The sequence below is a fragment of the [Zimmermannella] faecalis ATCC 13722 genome (assembly GCF_000381765.1).
Lineage (GTDB): Bacteria > Actinomycetota > Actinomycetes > Actinomycetales > Microbacteriaceae > Gulosibacter > Gulosibacter faecalis.
On sequence record NZ_KB907084.1, the window covers coordinates 52,766 to 74,212 of the forward strand.

General features: G+C 70.3%; 14 protein-coding genes. 3 read left to right on the top strand and 11 right to left on the bottom strand.

Going from position 1 to position 21,447, the window contains the following annotated elements; all coding sequences use genetic code 11:
* Positions 1-2: 2 nt before the first annotated feature.
* The 10 genes from G328_RS15360 to G328_RS0112365 form a co-directional block, all read right to left on the bottom strand.
* Positions 3-1,451: a dynamin family protein gene (locus G328_RS15360; protein WP_019619660.1), complete on the bottom strand. Its 1,449-nt coding sequence runs from the start codon at positions 1,449-1,451 to the stop codon at positions 3-5.
* Positions 1,451-3,937, bottom strand: a complete 2,487-nt coding sequence (locus G328_RS16025; protein ID WP_019619661.1) for an Hsp70 family protein — start codon at positions 3,935-3,937, stop codon at positions 1,451-1,453. The genes G328_RS15360 and G328_RS16025 overlap by 1 nt, the downstream gene beginning before the upstream one ends.
* Positions 3,938-4,020: 83 nt before the next feature.
* Positions 4,021-5,880: a dynamin family protein gene (locus G328_RS0112330; RefSeq protein WP_019619662.1), complete on the bottom strand. Its 1,860-nt coding sequence runs from the start codon at positions 5,878-5,880 to the stop codon at positions 4,021-4,023.
* A gap of 94 nt (positions 5,881-5,974) precedes the next feature.
* Positions 5,975-7,039 carry a glutathione S-transferase family protein gene (locus G328_RS0112335; protein ID WP_019619663.1) on the bottom strand — a complete coding sequence of 355 codons (1,065 nt, stop codon included), beginning with the start codon at positions 7,037-7,039 and terminating at the stop codon, positions 5,975-5,977.
* A gap of 23 nt (positions 7,040-7,062) precedes the next feature.
* Entirely contained in the window at positions 7,063-8,010 is a 948-nt protein-coding gene (locus G328_RS0112340) for a 4-(cytidine 5'-diphospho)-2-C-methyl-D-erythritol kinase (protein WP_019619664.1), read from the bottom strand.
* Positions 8,011-8,035: 25 nt separating this feature from the next.
* Positions 8,036-8,875 carry a 16S rRNA (adenine(1518)-N(6)/adenine(1519)-N(6))-dimethyltransferase RsmA gene (rsmA, locus tag G328_RS0112345; RefSeq protein WP_019619665.1) on the bottom strand — a complete coding sequence of 280 codons (840 nt, stop codon included), beginning with the start codon at positions 8,873-8,875 and terminating at the stop codon, positions 8,036-8,038.
* A complete protein-coding gene (locus G328_RS0112350) occupies positions 8,868-9,815 on the bottom strand; it encodes a TatD family hydrolase (RefSeq protein ID WP_019619666.1) in 948 nt (315 codons plus the stop codon). Before G328_RS0112350 ends, rsmA begins: the two co-directional genes overlap by 8 nt.
* 5 nt (positions 9,816-9,820) lie before the next feature.
* Positions 9,821-11,380, bottom strand: coding sequence for a methionine--tRNA ligase (gene metG, locus G328_RS0112355; protein WP_019619667.1), 1,560 nt, complete (start codon positions 11,378-11,380; stop codon positions 9,821-9,823).
* 10 nt (positions 11,381-11,390) lie between these two features.
* On the bottom strand, positions 11,391-12,239 hold the full coding sequence (gene rsmI, locus G328_RS0112360; protein WP_019619668.1) for a 16S rRNA (cytidine(1402)-2'-O)-methyltransferase: 849 nt from the start codon (positions 12,237-12,239) through the stop codon (positions 11,391-11,393).
* Between the two features lie 3 nt (positions 12,240-12,242).
* Entirely contained in the window at positions 12,243-13,976 is a 1,734-nt protein-coding gene (locus G328_RS0112365; RefSeq protein WP_019619669.1) for a dolichyl-phosphate-mannose--protein mannosyltransferase, read from the bottom strand.
* An 87-nt stretch (positions 13,977-14,063) separates the two neighbouring features.
* On the opposite strand from G328_RS0112365, the gene hrpA reads away from it, so the two are divergent.
* The gene (gene hrpA, locus G328_RS0112370) at positions 14,064-18,005 is read left to right on the top strand and encodes an ATP-dependent RNA helicase HrpA (RefSeq protein WP_026339878.1); all 3,942 of its coding nucleotides are present in this window, start codon (positions 14,064-14,066) and stop codon (positions 18,003-18,005) included.
* A 92-nt stretch (positions 18,006-18,097) separates the two neighbouring features.
* Here the strand turns inward: hrpA and G328_RS0112375 are convergent, their stop codons facing one another.
* Entirely contained in the window at positions 18,098-18,730 is a 633-nt protein-coding gene (locus tag G328_RS0112375; RefSeq protein ID WP_051082915.1) for a class I SAM-dependent methyltransferase, read from the bottom strand.
* Between the two features lie 146 nt (positions 18,731-18,876).
* Between G328_RS0112375 and G328_RS0112380 the strand changes: the two genes are divergently transcribed.
* Both G328_RS0112380 and fepB read left to right on the top strand, forming a co-directional pair.
* Positions 18,877-20,169, top strand: a complete 1,293-nt coding sequence (locus tag G328_RS0112380; RefSeq protein WP_019619672.1) for an enterochelin esterase domain-containing protein — start codon at positions 18,877-18,879, stop codon at positions 20,167-20,169.
* A 155-nt stretch (positions 20,170-20,324) separates the two neighbouring features.
* The gene (fepB, locus tag G328_RS0112385; protein WP_019619673.1) at positions 20,325-21,353 is read left to right on the top strand and encodes a Fe2+-enterobactin ABC transporter substrate-binding protein; all 1,029 of its coding nucleotides are present in this window, start codon (positions 20,325-20,327) and stop codon (positions 21,351-21,353) included.
* The last annotated feature ends 94 nt before the right edge of the window (positions 21,354-21,447 follow it).

Sequence of the window (21,447 nt, forward strand, 5' to 3'; positions counted from 1 at the left end):
CGTTAGCCCTGGCGAACCGCCATGAGGGTGAACGACCGGTCGAGCACCTGGTACGCGTTCTGGCGCTCGGGGTACGGCTCGACGACGGCGGCGCGGCGCGCCTCAACGCTCCAGCTCATCGCCTGCTCACGCAGCTGCTGCGGCGTGCTCTGCGCCGGCATCGCGAGCCGCTCAGCATCGTTGCGCGCCGAGAGCTGGCGGTCGAGCATCCCAACGAGCGGGTGGTTCGGCTCGATCGCGGCGAGGCGCTCGAGCGCGTCGAGCTCAGAGAGCGGATGCAGTTCGGGGCGCAGGCGCGCCTCGGCCACGATCGCGCGCAGCGGTGGCGGCGCCCCGTTCGACCACGCCAGGCGGTCGAGCGCGTCGAGCGCGCGGCGCGCCTTCACGTGGGCGTAGCGGCCGACGTAACGGTTCGCGAGGGCGCGGCGCAGGTCGTCGATGCCGGAGGCCTGCACGAGCCAGTCGCTCATCGCTCGCGCGCCGCGGCGCGCCTCCGCGCGCCCGTGGCGAATGCCGTATTCGCCGATGAGCTGCGCGAGCCGCGACACCTCGGCGTTCGGGATGCCCGGGGCGACCTCGCCGCCCCCGCTCGGGTCGCGCAGCTCGAGGTCGAGGTCGTCGACGCTCGCGAGCTGCGAGAGTGTGCCGGCGTCGTGCTCACGGATGAGCCCCGCCCGCGCGGCCTGGGCCATGTTGCCCGCGACCGCGACGACCGTGCCGAGGTGCGCGCCGTGCTGGCGCGAAAACTTCTCGGCGCCCGTGCGCGCGAGTTCGATCGGGTCTTGGTTGCCCCAGGGCGTGCCGCCGAACGTATCCGCGTGGCTGAGCACGCCGATCGCGCGTGCCGCCGTCTCGGCGGGGGTGTCGGTGATCGAGCCCCACTCGTGCAGAAAGTCGGTGTCGTCGCGCAGCATCATGTCGTGGAACACGTAGATGAGGGCGTCGGCCTGCTGCACACTCTCGTGGCCGAGCACGGTGCGGCGGGTCGCGTCTTCGAGCTCGGTGGTCGTCGTCGCGAGGCCGGGTGTGTCGATGAGGGTCAGGTCGCGCAGTACGTCGGACTGGAGGAACACGACGGCGTGCGCGATGTGCTCGGTCGGCACCGGCAGCCGCTCCGGCAGGCAGCCGCGCTCGAGGTTGAACGGCACCTGCTGCCCGTCGCGCGTGATCACGATGCCCCGCTCGGGGCCGCCGAACGTGTAGTGCGTCGAGATGCGGGTGCACTCGGTCGCGCCGGTCGGGGCAACGACGCGACCGACAAGTGCATTCACGAGCGTCGACTTACCGGCCTTGACCCGGCCGACAACCGCGAGGCGAATCGTCTCGTTGAGCTGACGCCGCACATTGTCGGTCACCCGACCCGTGCCGCGACGGTCGACGCGGTCAAACGCGTCGCACACGTCGAGCACGGCTCGACGCATCAGCTCCGTAACGGTCGCCCAGGTGCTCATTACTCGCCGGAGGACTTCCGGTCGGTGGTCGCGACCGCGTAGGCGACGTCAGAGAGCGGCTTCGGCGTGAACCGGCCGCTGATGTCGCTGAGCTGATCGTGGTTGCCGTTGTCGTCGTTGCCGAGCGTCACGTAGATGCCGTACGGCTGGTCTTCATAGACGAAGTAGTGCGAGTAGCCGCCGGCTCCCTCGGTGTACTCCCCCTCGAACTGCGTGCCAGAGACCTCGTCGCCGACCTTCCAGTCGGACTCGGTGTCGTACGCCTTCTCGCCGTACTCGAGCGCCTCGTCGTACGAGTCGAACTCGATCAGGTAGAGCGTCGTGTTGCTGCGGTCGTACCAGGTGCAGCCGATCGCGAGCTTGACGCCGAGCTCGGCCTCCTGGCAGGTCGCGCCGTCGACCTTGACGATCCACTCGAGCGCCGACTCACCGGTGAGCTCAGTGCAGTCTTCGGTGCCCGAGGCACCGGTGCCGTCCCAGCATTCGATGTCACCGGCGGGCACCTCGGGCGAGAGCACCTCGGGCTCGGGCTCGGTGTCGCCTGGCGAGAACAGCGCGATGCCGCCCCAGATGCCACCGCCGATCACGAGCACGGCGACGACCGCGATGATCGCGAACAGCAAGCCGCGCTTGTTCTTCGGCTTCGACTCGCTCGTCGACTGCGACGACGAGTAGCCAGACGTTCCCGGGCCATCCCCGCTCCCGGAGCCGCCCGCTGCGGAGTAGGCCGCGTATCCGGAGCTGCCCGAGCCATTCGAGCCGCCGGAACTGTTCGACCCGCCAGCGCCGCTCGAATATGCGCCGTAGCCGGCGTTGCCACCCGAGCCATAGCCGCCCGAGCCGCCAGCGCCCTGGTACCCGGAACTCTGATAGCCGGACCCCTGGTAGCCGCCACCCTGCGGACGCGAGTCCTGCGACGTCGACGGGCTCGGCGGTGCCGAATAGCCCGAAGCTGCGTTGCCCGACCCTGGGTTGCCCGCCCCCGCGTTGTTCGAACCCGCATTGCCGGCGCCCGGTGCGAACGGCGAGTACTGCGACGTGCCGGTGCCCGATCCACTGGCCGACGTGTCGCCCGAGGGACGACCGGCGGCGGGCTGACCGGACTGCGGCTGTTGGTTCTGTTGGCCCTGCCCGGGCTGCTGCCCCTGACCGGGCCGCTGCCCCTGCTGCTGGTGGCCGGGCTGCTGGCCGGGCTGCGCGCCGAGGAACGGCTGCGGCGCGGTTGCCTGCTGCTGCGTCGGTGGCTGGCTCTGCTGCCTCTGCGGCATCGGCTGCGGCGGCTGCGCGCCGGGCGCCGGAATCGGGCGCTGGCCCTGCGGGCCGGTCGGACCGGAGGGCTGCGACGCGGCGGGCGGGAAGTGGCCCGTTTCGGGGGCCGCGCTCGGCGCCTGCGCGGGCCGGGTCGACCCGAGCGGCGCAACGTAGAGCGCGCCCTCGGCGACGACGAGCTTCGGGTCGTCGAGCGTCGCGATGCGAATGCCGGTGCGCTCACGGATCATCTCGCTGATCGCTGGCGTGCGCGAGGAACCGCCCGTCAGGTACATGACCTCGGGTGCGGGGCCCGACACCGTGTCGAAGACCTCCTGCAGCAGCTTGCCCGCGCGGTCGAGATCGTCGGCGATGAGCGACTCGTACTCGGCGCGAGTGATCGTGACGACGGCGTCGTCTTCGCCGAGGCTCACGGCGATGTCTGCGTCGGGGCGCGTCGAGAGCTCCGTCTTGCCGGCGGTCACCGCGCGGCTCAGCGAGGTCTGCCCGCGCAGCTCGGCCATGGTCTTCGGCTGGTGCAGGCGCTCGGCGAGCGCCTTGTTGCCGCGCTGCGAGAGCGTGTCGAGGGTCCAGTCGAGCAGACGCGCGTCAAACGTACGGCCGCCGAGCACGGGGTCGCCGCCATACGCAAGCACGCGATAGCCCTGCGGTTCGTGCGGCGCACGCTCGAGCACGGCGATGTCGAGCGTGCCGCCGCCGAAGTCAAACACGGCGACGCGGGAGCCGGGCGCAGCCTGGTGATTGCGCGCGTAGTGTGCGGCGGCCGCGATCGGCTCGTTCACGGTGCGGATGGCCTCGGGCGCGAACCCGGCCGCGACGGCGGCGGTGCGCAGCGTCTCAATCTGCGAGGGCGCCCAGGCGACGGGGTGCGTCAGCCACACCTCGGCCGGCGGCTCGTTGTTCTGCCGGCGCAGGCCCGCGGCGCGCACATAGTTGTACACCTCGCGCGCGATCTCTTCGGGGTCGACGATCTTGCCGGCAAGTACGACCTCGTTGCGGCCGATGAGGGTCTTCGGCGTGCGCTCGAACCCGTCGGGGTGGCGCAGCTGCGCGTTGATCGCCTCGTCACCGACGCGATAGCCGCTCGGGGTAAGCACGATCGCTGACGGCATCGAGATGCTCGAGTCGGAGAGCGCAACCGGTCGCACGTTGCCGTTCGCGTGAATAGCGGCGGCCGTATTCGACGTACCGAAGTCGATCGCGAGTCGCCAAGCCATCTGCGGGTTTCCTTTACGTGGTCGGTGTTGCCGAGGGCAATTCTGCCGTACTTCGACAACGGGTCTGCAATGAGGATACGAGGTTAGGGTCGCCGGTCGGGGTTCGGGGCGCGACGTTTCTCTTCAATTCGCTCCGCTTCGCGCTCCGCCGAGGCGATCGCCTCGCGCAGCTGACGGATCTGCGGGTCGAGATTCGCGATGCGCTGCTTGCGCTCGGCCTCGGAGGCGCGGCGCGCCGACTCGAGGCGCTGCAGCTCGGACTTCGCGGCGTTCGCCGACTCGCGCAGGTCGCGGTCGAAGACCTTCTTCGCGTCGGTCGTGATGACGCCGAGCACGGCGCGCACCGTGCGGTCGAGCGTCTCGCGCATCTCAGTCGCGGCGTCGGCGACGACCTGAATGACCGACTGCCGCTTCGCCTGCCGCCGCGCGAGCACGAACGACAGGCTGCCCATGACGCCGGCGCCGATCGCGGTGCCGATGCCGGGGAAGATCATCGAGCCGATACCGCCACCCATGAGGAACCCCGACATGAGCATGCGGGGGTCGGACCCCGCCGCCTTGCGGTCGTTCACGTCGCGCTTCGTCTGCGCCGCCTGCCCGGCACGACGCTGCACCTCGACGAGCAGGCCGCGCTGGGGATCCATGCCCGCGGCAGCGTACAGCTCGGTGAGCAGCTGGGCTGAGCGGTGAATGATGCCGTTCATCGCGCGACCGATCTGCACCTCGACGTCGGCCGCCATCTCGTTCATCATCGCGGCCGACTGGCGGCCGCTCATCCCGGCGCCCTTGCTCTGCGCGAGCTCCTTCCAGTGCGCCGCGAAGTCGCGCCCGAGCCGGGAGTTTGCCGAAGTGAGGTCGACGCGCACGCGGTCGACGTTCGCGCCCCAGTCGTACTTCGCATCCTCGAACTTGCGCAGCAGCTGGTCGCGGTGTTCCTTGACCGCCGTGAGCGAGGTCTCGTCTTCGACGACACCGCCGAGGGCCTCGCGCTCGGTCTCGAGCGCGATGAGGGGCTGCCGCAGCAGGTCGGCGCCGCGGCGGAGCGCGTTGAGCGTCGGGAGCTGGCCAGCAAACTTCAGCGGGTCGCGGAGCGTCGCCGCGAGGTTCGGGATGCCGCTCATGTCGAGCAGCCGCGCGCGCTTCGCGTCATCGGGCTCGGCCGCGGCACGCTCGCCCCACGCACCCGAGACGCCGACGATCGGGATATTCCCAAGGCGGGGTTCGCGCTGCGCGAGGATCGCACGATTCTCTTCAAGCACCGCCTGCCAGTTGCCGCGGTAGAGGTCGATCTTCGTCACGGCGAGCACGATCTGGTCAACCGTTGCGCTGCAGCGCACGAGGAACTCGAGGGCGGGGGCCGTGATGCGGCCCGAGGCGTCGGTGACGAGGAGGAGGACGCTCGCGTTCTGCGACCGCTGAATCGCCCGCATCGCGTACGCCTCGCTGAGCCCGCCCGAGCCAGGTGTGTCGACGAGGGTTGCGTTCGGCACGTAGCCGGGGCGCACCGAGAGCGTCGCCTGCAGAGGCTGCTCGTCGGCGTTGATGAAGATCGGCGAGTCGACCTGCACCCAGCCCGGCAGCTGCTGGGCGGGAATGCGCCGACGCTGGGGCTCCGACGCGAACTCGAGCTCGGCGGTGCCCTGTGGGAAGTCCTTCGTCGCGGGCATATAGCTCACGGCTAGCGCCGTCGTCTCGATCGGCGCGGTGGGCGCGAGGCCTGGGGCCGCGAGGAGCGCGTTGATGAGGGTCGATTTGCCGCGATTCATCTCGCCCACGACGACGACCGACGGCCGTACGCCCTGGGCGTTCTTCACCATCCGGGCGATCGTCGCGAACTGCTCGCCGAGCCCGTGCGCCTTTGCCGCCTGCCCGATCCCGCGGAACGCGACCGTCGCCGGGTTCGCGGGTTTCGCGGGCCGTTGCGGCGATGCAGTCGTCGTCATGCGCTCCACGCTAGCGTCTGGGCCCCGGCCAGGCCACCACCACCCGATGCACCGGACGTACTACTTGCGGCTACGCGCGCCGCCGCGCGATCGCTCACGCCGTCTCGGCCGCGATGAGTTCGTCGATCGTGTGGCCGGGCTCGAGGGGCTCGCGCACCTCGCCGGGAGGGGTGCCGTCGCCGAAGGGCGAACCGCCGAGTTCCTCGCGGTGGTGCGGCGTGAGCCAGTTGGCGAGCCCCGGCCCCTTCGGCACGATCTGCGTCGGATTGATGTCCTCATGCACCTCGTAGTAGTGGCGCTTGATGTCGACGAAGTCGATCGTGTCGCCGAATCCGGGGGTCTGGAACAGGTCGCGCGCGTACGCCCACAGGGTGGGCAGCTCGCTGAGCTTCGACCGATTGCACTTGAAGTGGCCGTGATAGACGGCGTCGAAGCGGGCGAGCGTCGTGAAGAGGCGCACGTCGGCCTCGGTGACGTGGTCGCCCATGAGGTAGCGCCGGGTCTCGAGCCGCTCGCTCACGATGTCGAGCGCGGCGAACAGGCGGTCGTAGGCCGAGTCGTACGCGTCCTGGCTGCCCGCGAACCCGCACCGGTACACGCCGTTGTTGATCTCGGTGTAGATGTGCCGCATGACGGCGTCCATCTCGTCGCGCAGCGGCTCGGGGTAGAGGTCGGGCGCACCGTCGCGGTGGAACTCGCCCCACTCGGTCGAGAAGTCGAGGGTGATCCAGGGGAAGTCGTTCGTCACGACCTGCCCGGTCGCCTCCTCGACGATTGCGGGCACGGTGATGCCCTTCTCGTAGCCCGGGAAGCGCGCGAAGTAGGCCTCCTGCAGGCGCTCGTAGCCGAGCACCGGGTCGCGCCCGCCCGGGTCCTTGTCGAAGGTCCACGAGCGCACGTCGTGGGTCGGGCCGCAGACGGCCATCGAGATCGCGTCTTCGAGCCCGAGGAGTCGGCGCACGATGGTTGCCCGGTTTGCCCACGGGCACGCCCGCGAGACAACGAGCCGGTAGCGGCCCGCCTCGACGGGCCAGGTCGGCACGTCGGCGCCGACGGGGCGCGCGTCGCGCGTGATGCGATCCCCAATGTAGTTCGTGTCGCGCTGGTACTCCTCACCGAGGTGGGTGTACGCGCCCTTTGTCGAGTACTCGTCGGCCATGTAGGCAGCCTACGTGCCGTATCTCAACGGATGCGCTGCCCGAGCCGCGCGCCCGGGGCCGGGCCCGACGCCCGCACCGCCGTGTCGCCGCGCGCCGTGAACGCGGCCGCGAGCGCATCCGCCGACGCCGCATCCGCGGTAAGGAACGCGAGGGTCGGCCCCGATCCCGCGACGATGCCGACGAGCGCGCCCTTGGCCTCCCCAAATTCGAGCGCCGCGGCGAGGTCGCCCCGCGACCGCAGCGCCGGGGCCTGCAGGTCGTTCGTCATCGCGTCGGCGAGCGCGGCGGGGTCGCCGGCGCGCAGCGCGAGGAGCGCCGCCTGCGGCACGACGGGGATTGCGCTGGTCGTGAGGTGCGGCGCGTGGCGCTCGCGATGCGCGTCGAGCGCGCGATACACGGCCGGCGTCGGCATCCCCTCGTCGCTGATACGGAGCACCCACTCGAACGAGCCGCCGGCGAGCGCGGGCGTGAGTTCCGTGCCCCGGCCCGTGCCGACGGCGACGCCACCGAGCAGCGCAAACGGCACGTCGGCGCCGAGCCGTGCGCCGAGGTCGGCGAGATCTTCGCGGGTGAGGTTCGTCTGCCAGAGCGCGTCGAGCGCGAGCAGTGTGGCCGCGGCGTCGGCCGAGGCTCCGCCCATCCCACCGCCGACCGGAACGCGCTTGCGGATCGTGATCGCAGCCCTGGGTTCGAGACCCGCGAACTCGGCGAGGAGCTTCGCCGCCCGCGCCGCCGAGTTGCGGTCATCGGTCGCGACGGTGTCGGTCGCGACCGACGACGCGCCAACCCGGATCCGCCCCACCCGGATATGCAGGGTGTCGGCCGCGCGCACCTCGACCTCGTCAAGCAGGTCGAGCGCCATGCACAGGGTTGCGAGCGCGTGACTGCCGTCGTTCGCGGCCTCCCCGACCCCGAGCGTGAGATTGACCTTCCCGGGGGCGGTCGCGATCACTCGGCGGGGATCGGTCATGGCGACAGCCTACGAGAGGGCGAGCCTAGACGCTCGCGAGGCGAAGGTAGTCGGCGGCCGAGAGCTCCTCGCCGCGCGCCGTCGGCGCGAGCCCCGCGCGCTCGAGTGCGGCCGAGGCGTCCTGCGATGATCCGCCGAACGCGGGCGCGAGCGCCTGGCGGAGCATCTTGCGGCGCTGCCCGAACGCGGCGTCGACGAGCTCGAACAGGCGTCGCCGCAGCGATTCGTCGCCGAGGGGCTCGGGGTGCGCGCGGTACTCGATGAGGATCGAGTCGACGTTCGGCACGGGCCAGAACACCTTGCGGCCGACGAGGCCCGCCGTGCGCCACTCGCCGTACCAGGCGGCCTTGACGCTCGGGGCCCCGTAGACCTTCGAGCCGGGGCCAGCGGCGATGCGCTCCCCCACCTCGCGCTGCACCATGAGCACCCCGCGGCGCAGCGACGGCACGCGCTCGAGCAGGTGCAGCAGCACGGGCACCGAGACGTTGTAGGGAAGATTCGCGACGAGCGCGATCGGTTCGCCCGCGACCGACTCGACGCGCAGCGCATCCGATTCGACCACCTCGAGCTCGGCCCCCGGGGCGAGCTCGGCGACCGTGCGTGGCAGCTGCTCGGCGAGCCGCGGGTCGATCTCGATCGCGGTCACGCGCGCACCGGCCTCGAGGAGCGCGAGGGTGAGCGAGCCGAGGCCAGGCCCGACTTCGACGACGTGCTCCCCCGCCTCCACGCCCGCGGTCGCGACAATGCGGCGCACGGTGCCGTGGTCATGCACGAAGTTCTGGCCGAGTTTCTTGGTCGGCTGCAGGTCGAGTCGCTCGGCGAGCTCCCGAATCTGGGCGGGGCCGAGGAGCCTCACGTCAACCACGACGAGCCTCGAGCCAGGCCTCGCGCTCGTCCGTGCCGAACGGCCCGTAGAGGCCGAGCGTGTTCTCGCTCACCTGCGCCGCGAACTCGTCGGCGTCGACGCCGAGTTCGTCGGCCATGAACCGCAGCGTGACGGGAATCAGGTAGGGCGCGTTCGGGCGCCCGCGCAGCGGCACGGGCGTGAGGAACGGCGCGTCGGTCTCGACAAGCACGAGCTCGCGTGGGAGGACCGCGAGCGCGTCGCGCAGCTGCTGCGCGTTCTTGAAGGTCACGTTTCCGGCGAACGAGCAGAACCAGCCCTCGTCGGCCGCGATGCGTGCGAGCTCCGTGTCGCCCGAGAAGCAGTGGAACACCGTGCCCTCGGGCGCGCCGACTCGACGCAGCGTCGCGACGACATCGTCGTGCGCGTCGCGGTCGTGAATCTGCATCGGAAGTCGGAAGCGCTTCGCGATCTCGATGTGCGCCTCGAACGACTCGAGCTGCGCCCGCAGCGCGGTCTCGCCCTCGGTGCGGAAGTAGTCGAGCCCCGTCTCACCGACTGCGGCGACCCGGGGGTCGGCCGCGAGCCGCGCGATCTCGTTGAGCCCCGCATCCAGCTCACCGGCCGCCGCGTAGTTCGGCGCCTCGTTCGGGTGAATCGCGACCGCCGCGAGCAGCCGCTCGTGCGCGTTCGCCGCGGCGACCTGCCACCGGCTCGAGGGCACGTCGCCGCCGACCGTAATCGCCCCCGCGACCCCGGCCCGCGCCGCGAGCTCGAGGTGCTCGTCGAGCTCGAGCCCGACCTCGCCGTCTTCGATCTCGAGGTGCGTGTGGTTGTCATAGCAGGCGACGCCGAGTGGCTCGGGCACCTCGGGGTACCGCAGGTCGCGGCGCTGGCCGTGCTCGGCCGTCGCGTCGCGCTTGCGCGGGTGCTGCGAGGGGGTCGAGGTCGAGGCTGCCATGCGGGCTAGTCGGCCTGGTCGATGCGCGGGAACAGCGCCGCGAGCTCGCCCACACGCCCCGAGGACTGCCACGCGAGCGCGTCGGCGGGCCGCACGTCGGCGAGCGCGCCGGTGCCGCCGATCGCCGCCCAGAGCTTCTCGGCCGCGACGGGGATGATCGGGTTGAGCAGCACCGCGAGGGCGCCAAGGCCCCGAATCGCGGTCGCGAGCACGCTGCCAAGGCGGCCGCGCAGCGACTCGTCCTTCGCGAGCTGCCAGGGCGCCTGGTCGGTGATGTACTGGTTGAGGGCGTCGACGAGCTTCCAGATCTCGGCGATCGACTGGTCGATCGCGAAGCGGTCGACCGCCGCCTCGGCGCCCGCGATGACGCCCTCGGCGATCGCGAGGAGCGCCCGGTCGTCGGTGTGGTCGACGAGCTCGGTGGGGATCTCGCCGTCGAAGTACTTCTTCACCATCGCGACGACGCGCGACGCGAGGTTGCCGAGGCCGTTCGCGAGCTCCGAGTTGTAGCGCGCGTGGAGGTCTTCCCACGAGAACGAGCCGTCTTGGCCGAGGTGGATCGCGCGCATGAAGTAGTAGCGGAACGCATCGGCGCCGAAGGTGTCGGTGATCTCACGCGGCTCGATGCCCGTGAGCTTCGACTTCGACATCTTCTCGCCGCCGACGAGCAGCCAGCCGGTCGCGAACACGCGCTGGGGCGGCTCGATGCCGGCCGCCATGAGCATGGCCGGCCAGATCACGGCGTGGAAGCGAATGATGTCCTTGCCGACGATGTGGTTCGCGGGCCAGCGGCGCTCGAAGGTGCCGTCGTCGTCGCCATAGCCGATCGCCGTGATGTAGTTGAGCAGCGCATCCACCCACACGTAGACGATGTGCGCGTCGTCCCACGGCACCCGCACGCCCCAGTCGAAGCTCGTGCGCGAGATCGAGAGGTCGTGAAGGCCGCTTCGCACGAAGCTCATGACCTCGTTGCGGGCCGACTGCGGCTGCACGAAGTCGGGGTTCGCCTCGTAATAGTCGAGCAGGCGCTGCTGGAAATCGCTGAGCTTGAAGAAGTAGTTGCGCTCGCTGAGCAGTTCGAGGGGCTTCGAGTGGATCATGCAGACCTTCTCGCCCTCGTACTGCCCCTCGCCGTCGACGATCTCGTTCTCGGGCTTGAACTCCTCGCACCCAACGCAGTAGAGCGCCTCGAACTCGTCTTCGTAGATGTAGCCCGACTCGTTGAGGTGCGTGAGAAACTTCTGCACGCGCGTCTCGTGACGCTCCTCGGTGGTGCGAATGAAGTCGTCGTTCGAGAGGTTGAGCGTCTCGAGCATGGGCTTCCACGCGCCGTCGACGAGCTTGTCGGCCCACTCGCGCGGCGTCATGTCGTTCGCGACGGCGGAGCGCATGATCTTTTGCCCGTGCTCGTCGGTGCCGGTGAGGAACCAGGTGTCGTCGCCGCGCTGACGGTGCCAGCGGGCCAGTACGTCGGCCGCGACCTCGGCGTACGCGTGCCCGATGTGCGGCACGTCATTCACGTAGAAGATGGGCGTGGTGACGTAGAACGATTCGCCAGAAGACATAGGCGCCAGTTTAGTGGGTCGCGGGGCTGTCGGAGTCACGCGGCGAGATGTGCTGGGCGAGCGCGGCGTCGTAGAGCTCCCGCTTGCGCAGCCCCGTGCGCTCCGCGACCTGCGCCGCCGCATCTTTTAGGCGCATCCCGCCGTCGGCGAGGGCCCGCACCTCGTCGGCCGCCCCCGCGAGGTCGACAACCTTCGGGGCCGCGCCCTCGAGGACGATGACGATCTCGCCGCGAACTCCTCCTTCGGCCCAGGCCGCGACCTCGGCACACGTGCCGCGCACGACCTCCTCGTGGAGCTTCGTGAGCTCGCGACACACCGCGACGCGACGCTCTGGCCACGCGGCCGCAAAGTCGGCGAGGGTCGCCGCGAGCCGGTGCGGCGACTCGTAGTGCACCGTCGTGCGGGCCTCGTCGGTGAGCGCCGCGACGAGCCGGGCACGATCCGACTGTTTGCGCGGCACGAACCCCTCGAACGCGAACCGGTCGGTCGGCAGGCCCGCGACCGCGAGGGCCGTGATGACCGCCGACGGCCCCGGCACGCTCGTCACGTCAACGCCCGCCTCGGCGCACGCCCGCACGACGCGGTACCCGGGGTCGGAGATCGCCGGCATGCCCGCGTCTGACACGAGCACGACCGTCTGCGACTCGGCGAGGCGCGCGAGCTCGACCGCCGCATCCTGCTCGTTGTGTTCGTGCACCGCGATGAGCCGCGGCCGCGCGTCGATCTCGAGGAGCTGCAGCAGGCGGCCCGTCGTGCGCGTGTCTTCGCACGCGACGACGTCGGCGGTGCGCAGCGTCTCGAGCAGCCGCGCCGACGCGTCGCCGAGATTGCCGATCGGGGTTCCCGCGAGGATGAGCATGGCCTAGTACCAGCCCGGCAGCCAGTGGGTGAGGTTGAAGTACCAGTCGGGAATCTGCAGGCCGGTCCATACCGGGTAGAAGAAAATCGACACGAGGATCGCGAGCACGAAGAATCCCGTGACGAGGTTCACCGCGAGCGTTCGCTGCTTGCGCGGATCGTCGGCGTCGCCCGCCACCGTCTGCAGCGCGAGCGCGGCCGCGAGGAACATGAACGGCAGCCAGACGATGACGTAGAAGTGGTACACCGACGTGCGGCCAGTGAGCAGCCACGGCAGATACCCAGCGGCGTACGAGACGAGGATCGCGACGTACGGCCAGCGCGGCTTCACGAACAGCATCATGATGAGGAACACGATCGCGATCGTGCCGAGCCAGTAGAGCAGCGGGTTCGAGAGCGAGGTGACCGCCTCGACGCACTGATTCGCGTGGCAGCTCGGGTCGTCGGCCGGGTCGATGTACGTGTACTGGAACGCGGTGGGGCGCAGCAGGAACGGCCATTCGTAGGGTGCCGAGTTGTATGAGTGCCCCGCCGCGAGCCGGGAGTGGAACTCGTAGACCTGCTGCTGGTAGTCGACGAAGTGGGAGAACGAGAGCCGCAGCCAGTCGAAGAGCGACCCGTCGCGCCAGGTCGCCGTGGACTCGTCGAAGAAGCGGCCGTCTTGCCACACGCCCGACTCGACAATGCCGTTGTAGCCGCGGCCCGTGAGGAACCAGCCGCCGTAGCTCACGACGTACGTGACGAGCGTGAGCGGAATCGCGAGGAGGAACGACGCGGGGCCCTGCTTCAGCACGGCGGCCGAGAGCCACAGCGTGATGCCCTCACGCTTGCGTGCGTACGCGTCGAGCCCGATCGAGAGCACGCAGAACAGCGCGAGGTAGTAGAGGCCCGACCACTTCACGCTCGTCGCGAGCGCGAGCGAGAACGCCATCGCGACGAACCACGGCCGACGCCAGAGCACGGGGCCCCAGTCGGGCCCGGTCGGCCGGCTCTTCGGCGGGTGGATCGTCGTGCGCCACCGGCTCGGCGTGCTCGTGAGCGGCACCGAGGGATCGATCGCGTGTTCGCGCCGACGCCAGTCAGCCACCCAGGCCGAGAGCTTGCGGTTCTGGTCGTCGCGGTCGTAGAGCAGGAACAGGAACCCGAGCAGCACGAAGAACATCACGAAGATGTCGAGGATGCCCGTGCGGCTCATCGCGATCGCGTGGCCGTCGATCGCGAGCATCCCGGCCGCGATCGCGCCGAGCGCGATCGAGCCGAAGAGCTTCTTGCCGACGAAGTAGAGGAGCGGCACCGCGGCCGCGCCGAACAGCGCCACGCCGAAGCGCCAGGCCCACACGTGCTCGGCCCCGAACAGGTGCATGAAGATGCCGATGAGGTACTTGCCGAGGGGCGGATGCACGACGTACTCGGCCTGGTCGAGGTAGGCGCCCTGCTGGCCCGAGGCCCAGAGCTCATCCTTATTCTCGGGCCACTCCGACTCGTAGCCGTTGTTCGTGATCGTCCACCCGTCGGGCACGTAGTAGATCTCGTCGAACACGATGCGGTCGGGCTGCCCGAGGCGCACGAAGCGCACGAGCACCGCGACGAGCGTCACGAGCCCGAGGATGGTCCACTCGGTTCGCCGCCGGAGCTCGGGGGTCGCGGTCCACCGCTGCCAGAGGTCGTCGGCCCAAGACCCGGTGGGCTTCGCCGAACTGCTGGCGCCGTCGAGTCGAGCAGTCGTCGGGGCAGTCACCCTGACATCGTAGGGGATGCGTCATGCGCGCCCATTGGTGTTGGCTGGCCGCGGCGCCGCTCGCGCGCGAACTAGACTTGGCCGCCGATGGTCGCCATGCATTTCCCACCCGAGCTCCCTGTGTCGCAGCGACGCGAGGAGATCGCGGCCGCCATCCGCGACCACCAGGTCGTCATCGTCGCGGGCGAGACCGGCTCGGGCAAGACGACGCAGCTGCCGAAGATCTGCCTCGAGCTCGGCCGCGAGGCGATCGGCCACACGCAGCCGCGACGCATCGCGGCTCGCACGATCGCCGAACGCATCGCCGAGGAGCTCGGCTCCGAGGTCGGCGACCTCGTCGGCTACCAGGTGCGGTTCACCGATGCCTCGAGCGAGTCGACCCGCATCAAGCTCATGACCGACGGCATCCTGCTCGGCGAGCTGCGGCGCGACCGGCTGCTGCGGCGCTACGACACGATCATCATCGACGAGGCGCACGAGCGCTCGCTCAACATCGACTTCCTGCTCGGGTACCTCAAGCGACTGCTTCCCGAGCGCCCCGACCTCAAGGTGATCATCACCTCGGCGACGATCGACCCCGAGTCGTTCTCGAAGCACTTCGACGACGCTCCGGTGATCGAGGTGTCGGGCCGAACGTATCCCGTCGAGGTGCGCTACCGGCCCCTCGTCGGCGAGGCGGACCTCGACGCCGACGGCGATGCCGACGACGCGGAGTCGGTCGCCGACGACCGCGACCTCGGCGAGGGCATCGTCGCCGCGCTGCGCGAGCTCGCCGCCGAGCGCCCCGGCGACGTGCTCGTGTTCCTCCCCGGCGAGCGCGAGATTCGCGAGGCCGAGGAGTCGATCCGCGCATCCCTCAGCAGCCGCGAGCTCGACGCGACCGAGATCCTCCCCCTCTACGGGCGCCTCAGCGCCCACGATCAGCACCGCGTATTCGAGCCGAGTGGGCGCCCGGACACGCGCCGCCGCGTCGTGCTCGCGACGAACGTCGCCGAGACCTCGCTCACGGTGCCGGGCATCGCCTACGTCATCGATGCCGGCCTCGCGCGCATCTCGCGCTACTCGGTGCGCGCGAAGGTGCAGCGGCTGCCGATCGAGGCGATCTCGCAGGCGTCGGCGAACCAGCGCTCGGGGCGCTCCGGCCGCACGCGCGACGGCATCGCGATTCGGCTCTACTCTGAGGACGACTTCGAGCGGCGGCCCGAATTCACCGACCCCGAGATTCTGCGCACGAACCTCGCGAGCGTGCTGCTGCAGATGCTCGAGCTCGGACTCGGCGCGATTGAAGACTTCCCGTTCCTCACCCCGCCCGACCCGCGCGGCGTGCGCGACGGCGTCGACCTGCTGCGCGAACTCGGCGCAATTCGTTCGGGCCGGGGCGGTGTGCCGCAGCTCACGAAGATCGGCCGACAGCTCGCCACCCTGCCGATCGAACCGCGCTTCGCGCGCATGGTGATCGAGGCGAAGCACCTCGACGTCGCCCGCGACGTGCTCATCATCGTCGCGGGCCTCACGGTGCAGGACATCCGCGAACGCCCGCTCGAGCGTCGCGCGCAGGCCGACCAGCTGCACGCCCGCTTCCGCGACCCGACGAGCGACTTCATGTCGCTGCTGCGCCTGTGGCACTACCTCGAAGAACAGCAGCGCGAGCTCGGCTCGTCAGCGTTCCGTCGCCTCTGCAAGGCGGAGTTCCTCAACTACGTGCGGCTGCGCGAGTGGCAAGACCTGTTTCGGCAGCTGCGCGAGCTCGCAAAGCCGCTCGGGCTGCGCATCCGGAGGCCGGATGCGGGGGCCGAGCCGGGCGCGAACGCCGACGCCGTGCACCGCGCACTGCTCGCCGGACTGCTCAGCCACATCGGTGTCTACGACCGGCAGCGGCGCGACTACCGTGGGGCACGCAACACGCGCTTTCGGGTATTCCCGGGGTCGGGGCTCAAGGGTTCGAACCCCGAGGCCGTGATGGCGGCCGAGCTCGTCGAGACCTCGCAGCTGTTCGCCCGCACGGTCGCGAAGATCCAGCCCGAATGGGCCGAGGCGCTCGCGGGCGACCTCGCGAAGCGGCAGCATTCTGAGCCGCACTGGGAACGCAAGCAGGGGCAGGCGGTCGCGCTCGAGACCGTGACGCTCTACGGCGTGCCGATCGTGACCGGGCGCCGCGTCGGGTTCGCGAAAATCGACCCCGCCTGGAGCCGCGACCTCTTTATTCGGCACGCGCTCGTCGAGGGCGACTGGACCGGCCGCTACCGCTTCGTACGCCGCAACCAGCAGCTGCTGCGCGAAATCGGCGAGATCGAGGAGCGCACCCGCACCCGCTCGCGCCACGACGACACCGAGGTGCAGTTCGACTTCTTCGACGAGCGGCTCCCCGCCGAGGTGGTCTCGCAGCCGACGTTCGACAAGTGGTGGCGGGCCGAAGAGGAGCGCTCGCCGAAGCTGCTCGACCTGCGCCGCGCCGACCTGCTCGACGACGAGGCCGCGGGCGAGGATGCCGACGCGTATCCCCGCACCTGGCGGCAGGGCGAGCAGCAGCTGCGGCTGCGCTACAAGTTCGACCCGCAGGCGCCCGACGACGGCGTAACGGCCGTCGTGCCGGTGCAGCTGCTCGCGATGCTCACGCCCGACGGGTTCGACTGGCAGGTGCCGGGGCTCCGGGCCGAGCTCGTGACGGCGCTGCTGCGCACCCTGCCGAAGGCGACGCGCCGCAACTTCGTGCCCGCCGCCGACTGGGCGGCGAAGCTGCTCGCCGAGGTCGGCGAGGTGCGGCCCGACCGTGGCGACGACGTCGCGGGGCCGCTCACCGAGGTACTGCACGGGCACCTGCAGCGGCTCGGGGGCATCCGCTTCGACGCCAGCGAGTTCGAGCCCGAGCGCGTGCCCGCCCACCTGCGGATGCGCTTCCTCGTGCTCGACGATCGCGGCCGCGAGCTCGGCGAGGGGTCGAACCTCATCGCGCTGCAGCAGCGGCTCAAGCGCGAGACCGAGGCGGCGCTCGTGCGCGCGAGCGCGGGGCCGGCGGTGCCCGGCGGGCGCGGTGGGTCGCGGCGAGGCAGTGTCTCGAACGGCGCGGGTGGTCGGGGCGTGGATGGTCGGGGTTCCGGCGGTGCTGGCGGTGCTGGCACGAGTGCCGGCGGTGACGCCGTGGCCGAGCAGCGCGACCTCACCGCGTGGCCCGAGCGCGACCTGCCCGAGACGTTCGAGATCCGCCGAAAGCACGGCGTGATTCGCGCGTGGCCGACGCTGCAGCTGCGCGACCCGGCGCATCCGGCCACGAGCAAGCTCGACCTCACGCTCGCGACGACGAGCGCCGACCAGGCCCGGGAGCATCCGCGGGCCGTCGCCGCCCTGCTCGCCCGCTCGGTGCCATCGCCGGCGACGTACGTGCTCGCGCACCTCACCTCACAGGAGAAACTCGCGCTCGCCGCGAGCCCCTACCACTCGACCGAGCAGCTACTTGCCGACGCGGTCGTCGCGCTCGCCGACCGGGCGGTCGCCGAGGTGGGCGCGCCCGTGCGCACGCGGGCGGCGTTCAATGCGCTGCGCGAGCGGTTCAACGCCGGGCTCGTTGACGCGATGTTTGACGTCGTGCGGCTCGTCGCCGAGATTCTCACGAGCCAGCGCGCGGCGCTGAAGGTGGTGAAGTCGACGAACGCGATGGCGTACCTCGCGACGCTCACCGACGTGCGCGGGCAGCTCGATGCCCTCGTGTTTGACGGGTTCGTGTCGCGCACGGGCCTCGACCAGCTGCGGCACCTGCCGCGCTATCTGCGCGCGGCCGCCGCGCGGGTCGAGCGGCTCAGCGTGAGCGCGGCGACCGAGCGGTCGGGTGCGCTCGAGCTCGAGCAGGCGCTGCAGCTCTACCGCGACGCGGGCGGCGAGCTGCCGCTCGCGGTGGATGCGCCGGAGCAGCTCGTGGCGGCGCGCTGGCTCCTCGAGGAGTTCCGTGTGAGCCTGTTCGCGCAGCAGCTCGGCACGGCACAGCCGGCCTCCCTCAAGCGCCTCCGCAAGCTCCTCGCCGGCACTCCCAGCTAAACCCCTCCAGTTGAACCCCACCAGTTGAGTGGTTGATTTTTGCTGTTTTGAGGCCTCAAAACAGCAAAAATCAACCACTCAACTGGTGTTTTTTATTCGTCTTGTTCGGGGGCGTCCGGGGTGCGCGTGAGCACGGCGACGAGGAAATCCTCGGCCGGGGCGTGCAGCTGCCACGTCGAATAGTGCTGCTCAAGCACCAGCCCCGCTGTGAACGCGTCGGCCGCGAAATCGACAAACTCGTATCCTCGCCCCGCGCCGAAGCCGACGACGAGCCGGCCGTTCGGGGCGAGGTGGCCGCGCAGTCGTTCGAGCGCGGGCAGCCGCTCCGATTCGGCGAGGAACGTCATGACGTTGCCGGCCGACACGATGAGGTCGAACTCCTGCAGGTCGCCGTACTCGTCGTCGATCGAGAACGACGCGAGGTTGCCGACCTCCCAGCGCGCCTGCGGATAGTCTTCGCGCGCGACCGAGATGAGGTACTCGTCGAGGTCGACGCCGGTGACCTCGTGCCCGCGCTCGGCGAGCCACCCGCCGATGCGCCCGGTTCCGCAGCCAGCGTCGAGGATGCGGCTGCCGCGCTCGGCCATCGCGTCGATCAGCCGAGCTTCGCCGTAGATATCGCGACCCAGCTCGACGAAGGTGCGCCAGCGCTTCGCGTAATTCTGCGCGTGGTCGGGGTTTGCCCGCACGGCGGCGAGCCAGACATTTTCTTGGGGAGCAGGCATTCCCCTAGTATCCCGCACGCCCGAGTACCCCGGTCGAGTACCCCCCCAGTTATCCGCAGTTGAGGGGTCGATTTTTGCTGTTCTGAGGCCTCAGAACAGCAAAAATCGACCACTCAACTGGGGTTTGGGGAGGGTAGGGTGCGGGCGTGGATATTGATACGGACCTCGACGCTCACCTTCGACGGACGACCCCGCCGCACGCGCCGCGGCCCTGGCCGCTTCCGATCGTCGAGTCGCCGCGCATCCGCGAACTCACGGCCGCGCTCGAGGCCGCGGATGCCGCCGCGCGCGACACCCTCGTCGAGGAGTTCCTCGCCGAACTCGAAGCGGGCGGCGCTCCCCTCATCGAGCCTGCCGACGGGCCCGATCACCGCGTCGTCACCTTCGCATACTTCGGCCCGGCGCCCCACGTCTACCTCGTCGCCAACAAGCTCACCGACGTCTTTGCCCCCGCCGAGGGCCGGATGCACCGGGTCGTGAACAGCGACCTCGCGACGATCTCGGTGCGCATGCCCGCCGATTGGCTGTGCTCGTACCACTTCCTCACTCCCGACTCCCCCTTCGAGGAGGCCGAGGGTCGGCTGACGATGCGCGAAGTGCTCGGCCAGGCGGGCGTGCTCACGAGCGACCCACGCAACCCGAACCAGCGGCCGAACAAGCTCGTGCCGCACGCGCCGCACAGCATTGTCGCACTCGAACGGGCGCCCCGAGAGCCAGAGACGGCCCCCTACGCCGACTGGCGCCAGGAGCAGCGCCTCCTGACGTTGCCGGTGAGCGGCGAACGTGTCACGGTGACGGTGCGCAGCCATCCGAATGCGTCTGCCGCGAGCCCCGCGGTGCTGCTGCTCGACGGCGAGGTGTGGCTCGACGACGACCTGCTCGTCGGCGCGCTCGCGGCCCGCATCGCCTCGGGCGACTGCCCGCCCGTACACCTCGTCTACCTCCCTTCGGCTGGCCCCCGCTCACGGCAGCTCGACTACCCCGCGGATGCGCGGAAGCAGGGCGAGCTGCTCGCGCGCATTCGCCGCGTGCTCGAGGCCGTCGTGCCGGGCCACGACGGCGGACTCGTCCCCGCGGGCCAGAGCCTCGGCGGCCTGTTCTCGATGCTCGCGGCGGTGCGGTTCCCCGAACTCGTGCGTGCCGCGGTCGGCCAGTCACCGTCGCTGTGGTGGCCGACGCTCGAACCGCCGCACCAGAGTCCCGGCGCCTGGTTCGCGGAGCTCGGCGCCGCGCGCGACACCGCCCCGTGCGCCGTGCAGGTCGGCCACACGGAGTGGCTGCTGCAAGGCGCAGTACTCCACGCGCGCGAGTTTCTGCGGGCGCTCGATCGGCTCGTCGAGACGCCCGGCGACGCGGTGACGGGCGGCCACGACGTCGCCTGGTGGCGCCGCACGCTGCCCGACGCGATCTGCGCCGTCCTCGCGCGTTCCACTCGCTGAAACCGGCACCCACCCGGCCGCCGACCCGGTTGCTGAATTCAACACTGTACGAATAAAGTAGGTAAGCCTCACCTATCTATGCGAGCTTCCTGAGCCTCGCCACGGTGACGTGCGACTGCGCCGGGGTGGCGCGGATCACTACGAAGGGATGCACAGTGACAACTGGTGCGAAGCACACCAAAGGAATTTCGGGGCGCCTGCGCGCCGCGCTCGTCGGCGTCGCGGTGACCGCGCTCGCACTGACCGGATGCGCGAGCGCAGACGGCGAGGCGGGCTCGACCGAGGGGTCGACCGAGGGTGCCGAGGGCGGCGCGTCGAGCGCAGAGTTCCCCATCACGTTCGAGAACGCGGACGGCACGACCACTGAGATTCCCGAGCAGCCGACGAACATCGCGTCGACCGCGGTGACGATCACCGGCTCGCTCCTTTCGTTCGGCGCGCCCGTCACGTCGTCGGGCGCGGCCGGAAACGGCCAGTTCTTCCCGCAGTGGGCCGACGTGGCTGAGTCGGCCGGCGTCGAGACCCTGTGGCCCGCGGGCGAGGTCGACCTCGAGGCGCTCATCGCGGCCGACCCCGACCTCATCGTCGTCGCCGCGAGCGGTGCCGACTCGGCGGTCGACAACCTCGCCGACTTCCAGGACATCGCCCCGACCATCGTTGTCGACTACGGCGGGGAGACCTGGCAGGAACTGACGCTCGAGCTCGCCGAGGCGACCGGCCTGACCGAGGCCGCGGAAGAGACGATCAGCGGCTTTGAGGAGCACGTCGCCGAGGTGAAGGAGCAGATCACCGTGCCCGAAGGCGAGGCGAACGTTATCTCGTTCAACGGCCCCGGCGAGAACAACCCGATCGCTCGCGACGGCGGCCCGCACGCGGAGCTCCTGAACGAACTCGGCTTCACGATTGAAGACCCGAACCCCGAGTGGCACAACCAGGACAACCTGCGCAACGACTTCGTCTGGGCGAGCTACGAGAACCTCACCGAGCTGACCGCCGACACGACGTTCATCCTTGCTCAGGGCAACGAGGGCGCGCAGGCGTTCCTTGACGACACCGTGCTCGCGAACCTGCCGAGCGTGCAGAACGGCCAGGTCTACGGCCTCGGCGAGAACTCGTTCCGCATCGACTACTACTCGGCCACCGAGATCGTCGACGGCGTGCTCGAAAACTTCGGCACCGAGTAGCGGCGCCGAGCACCGTACCCGCGAAGAGAAACGCAGAGCTACGAACTCGCACCGCACAACCGCCGCACGGGGCACCGCCAATGAGGCGGTGCCC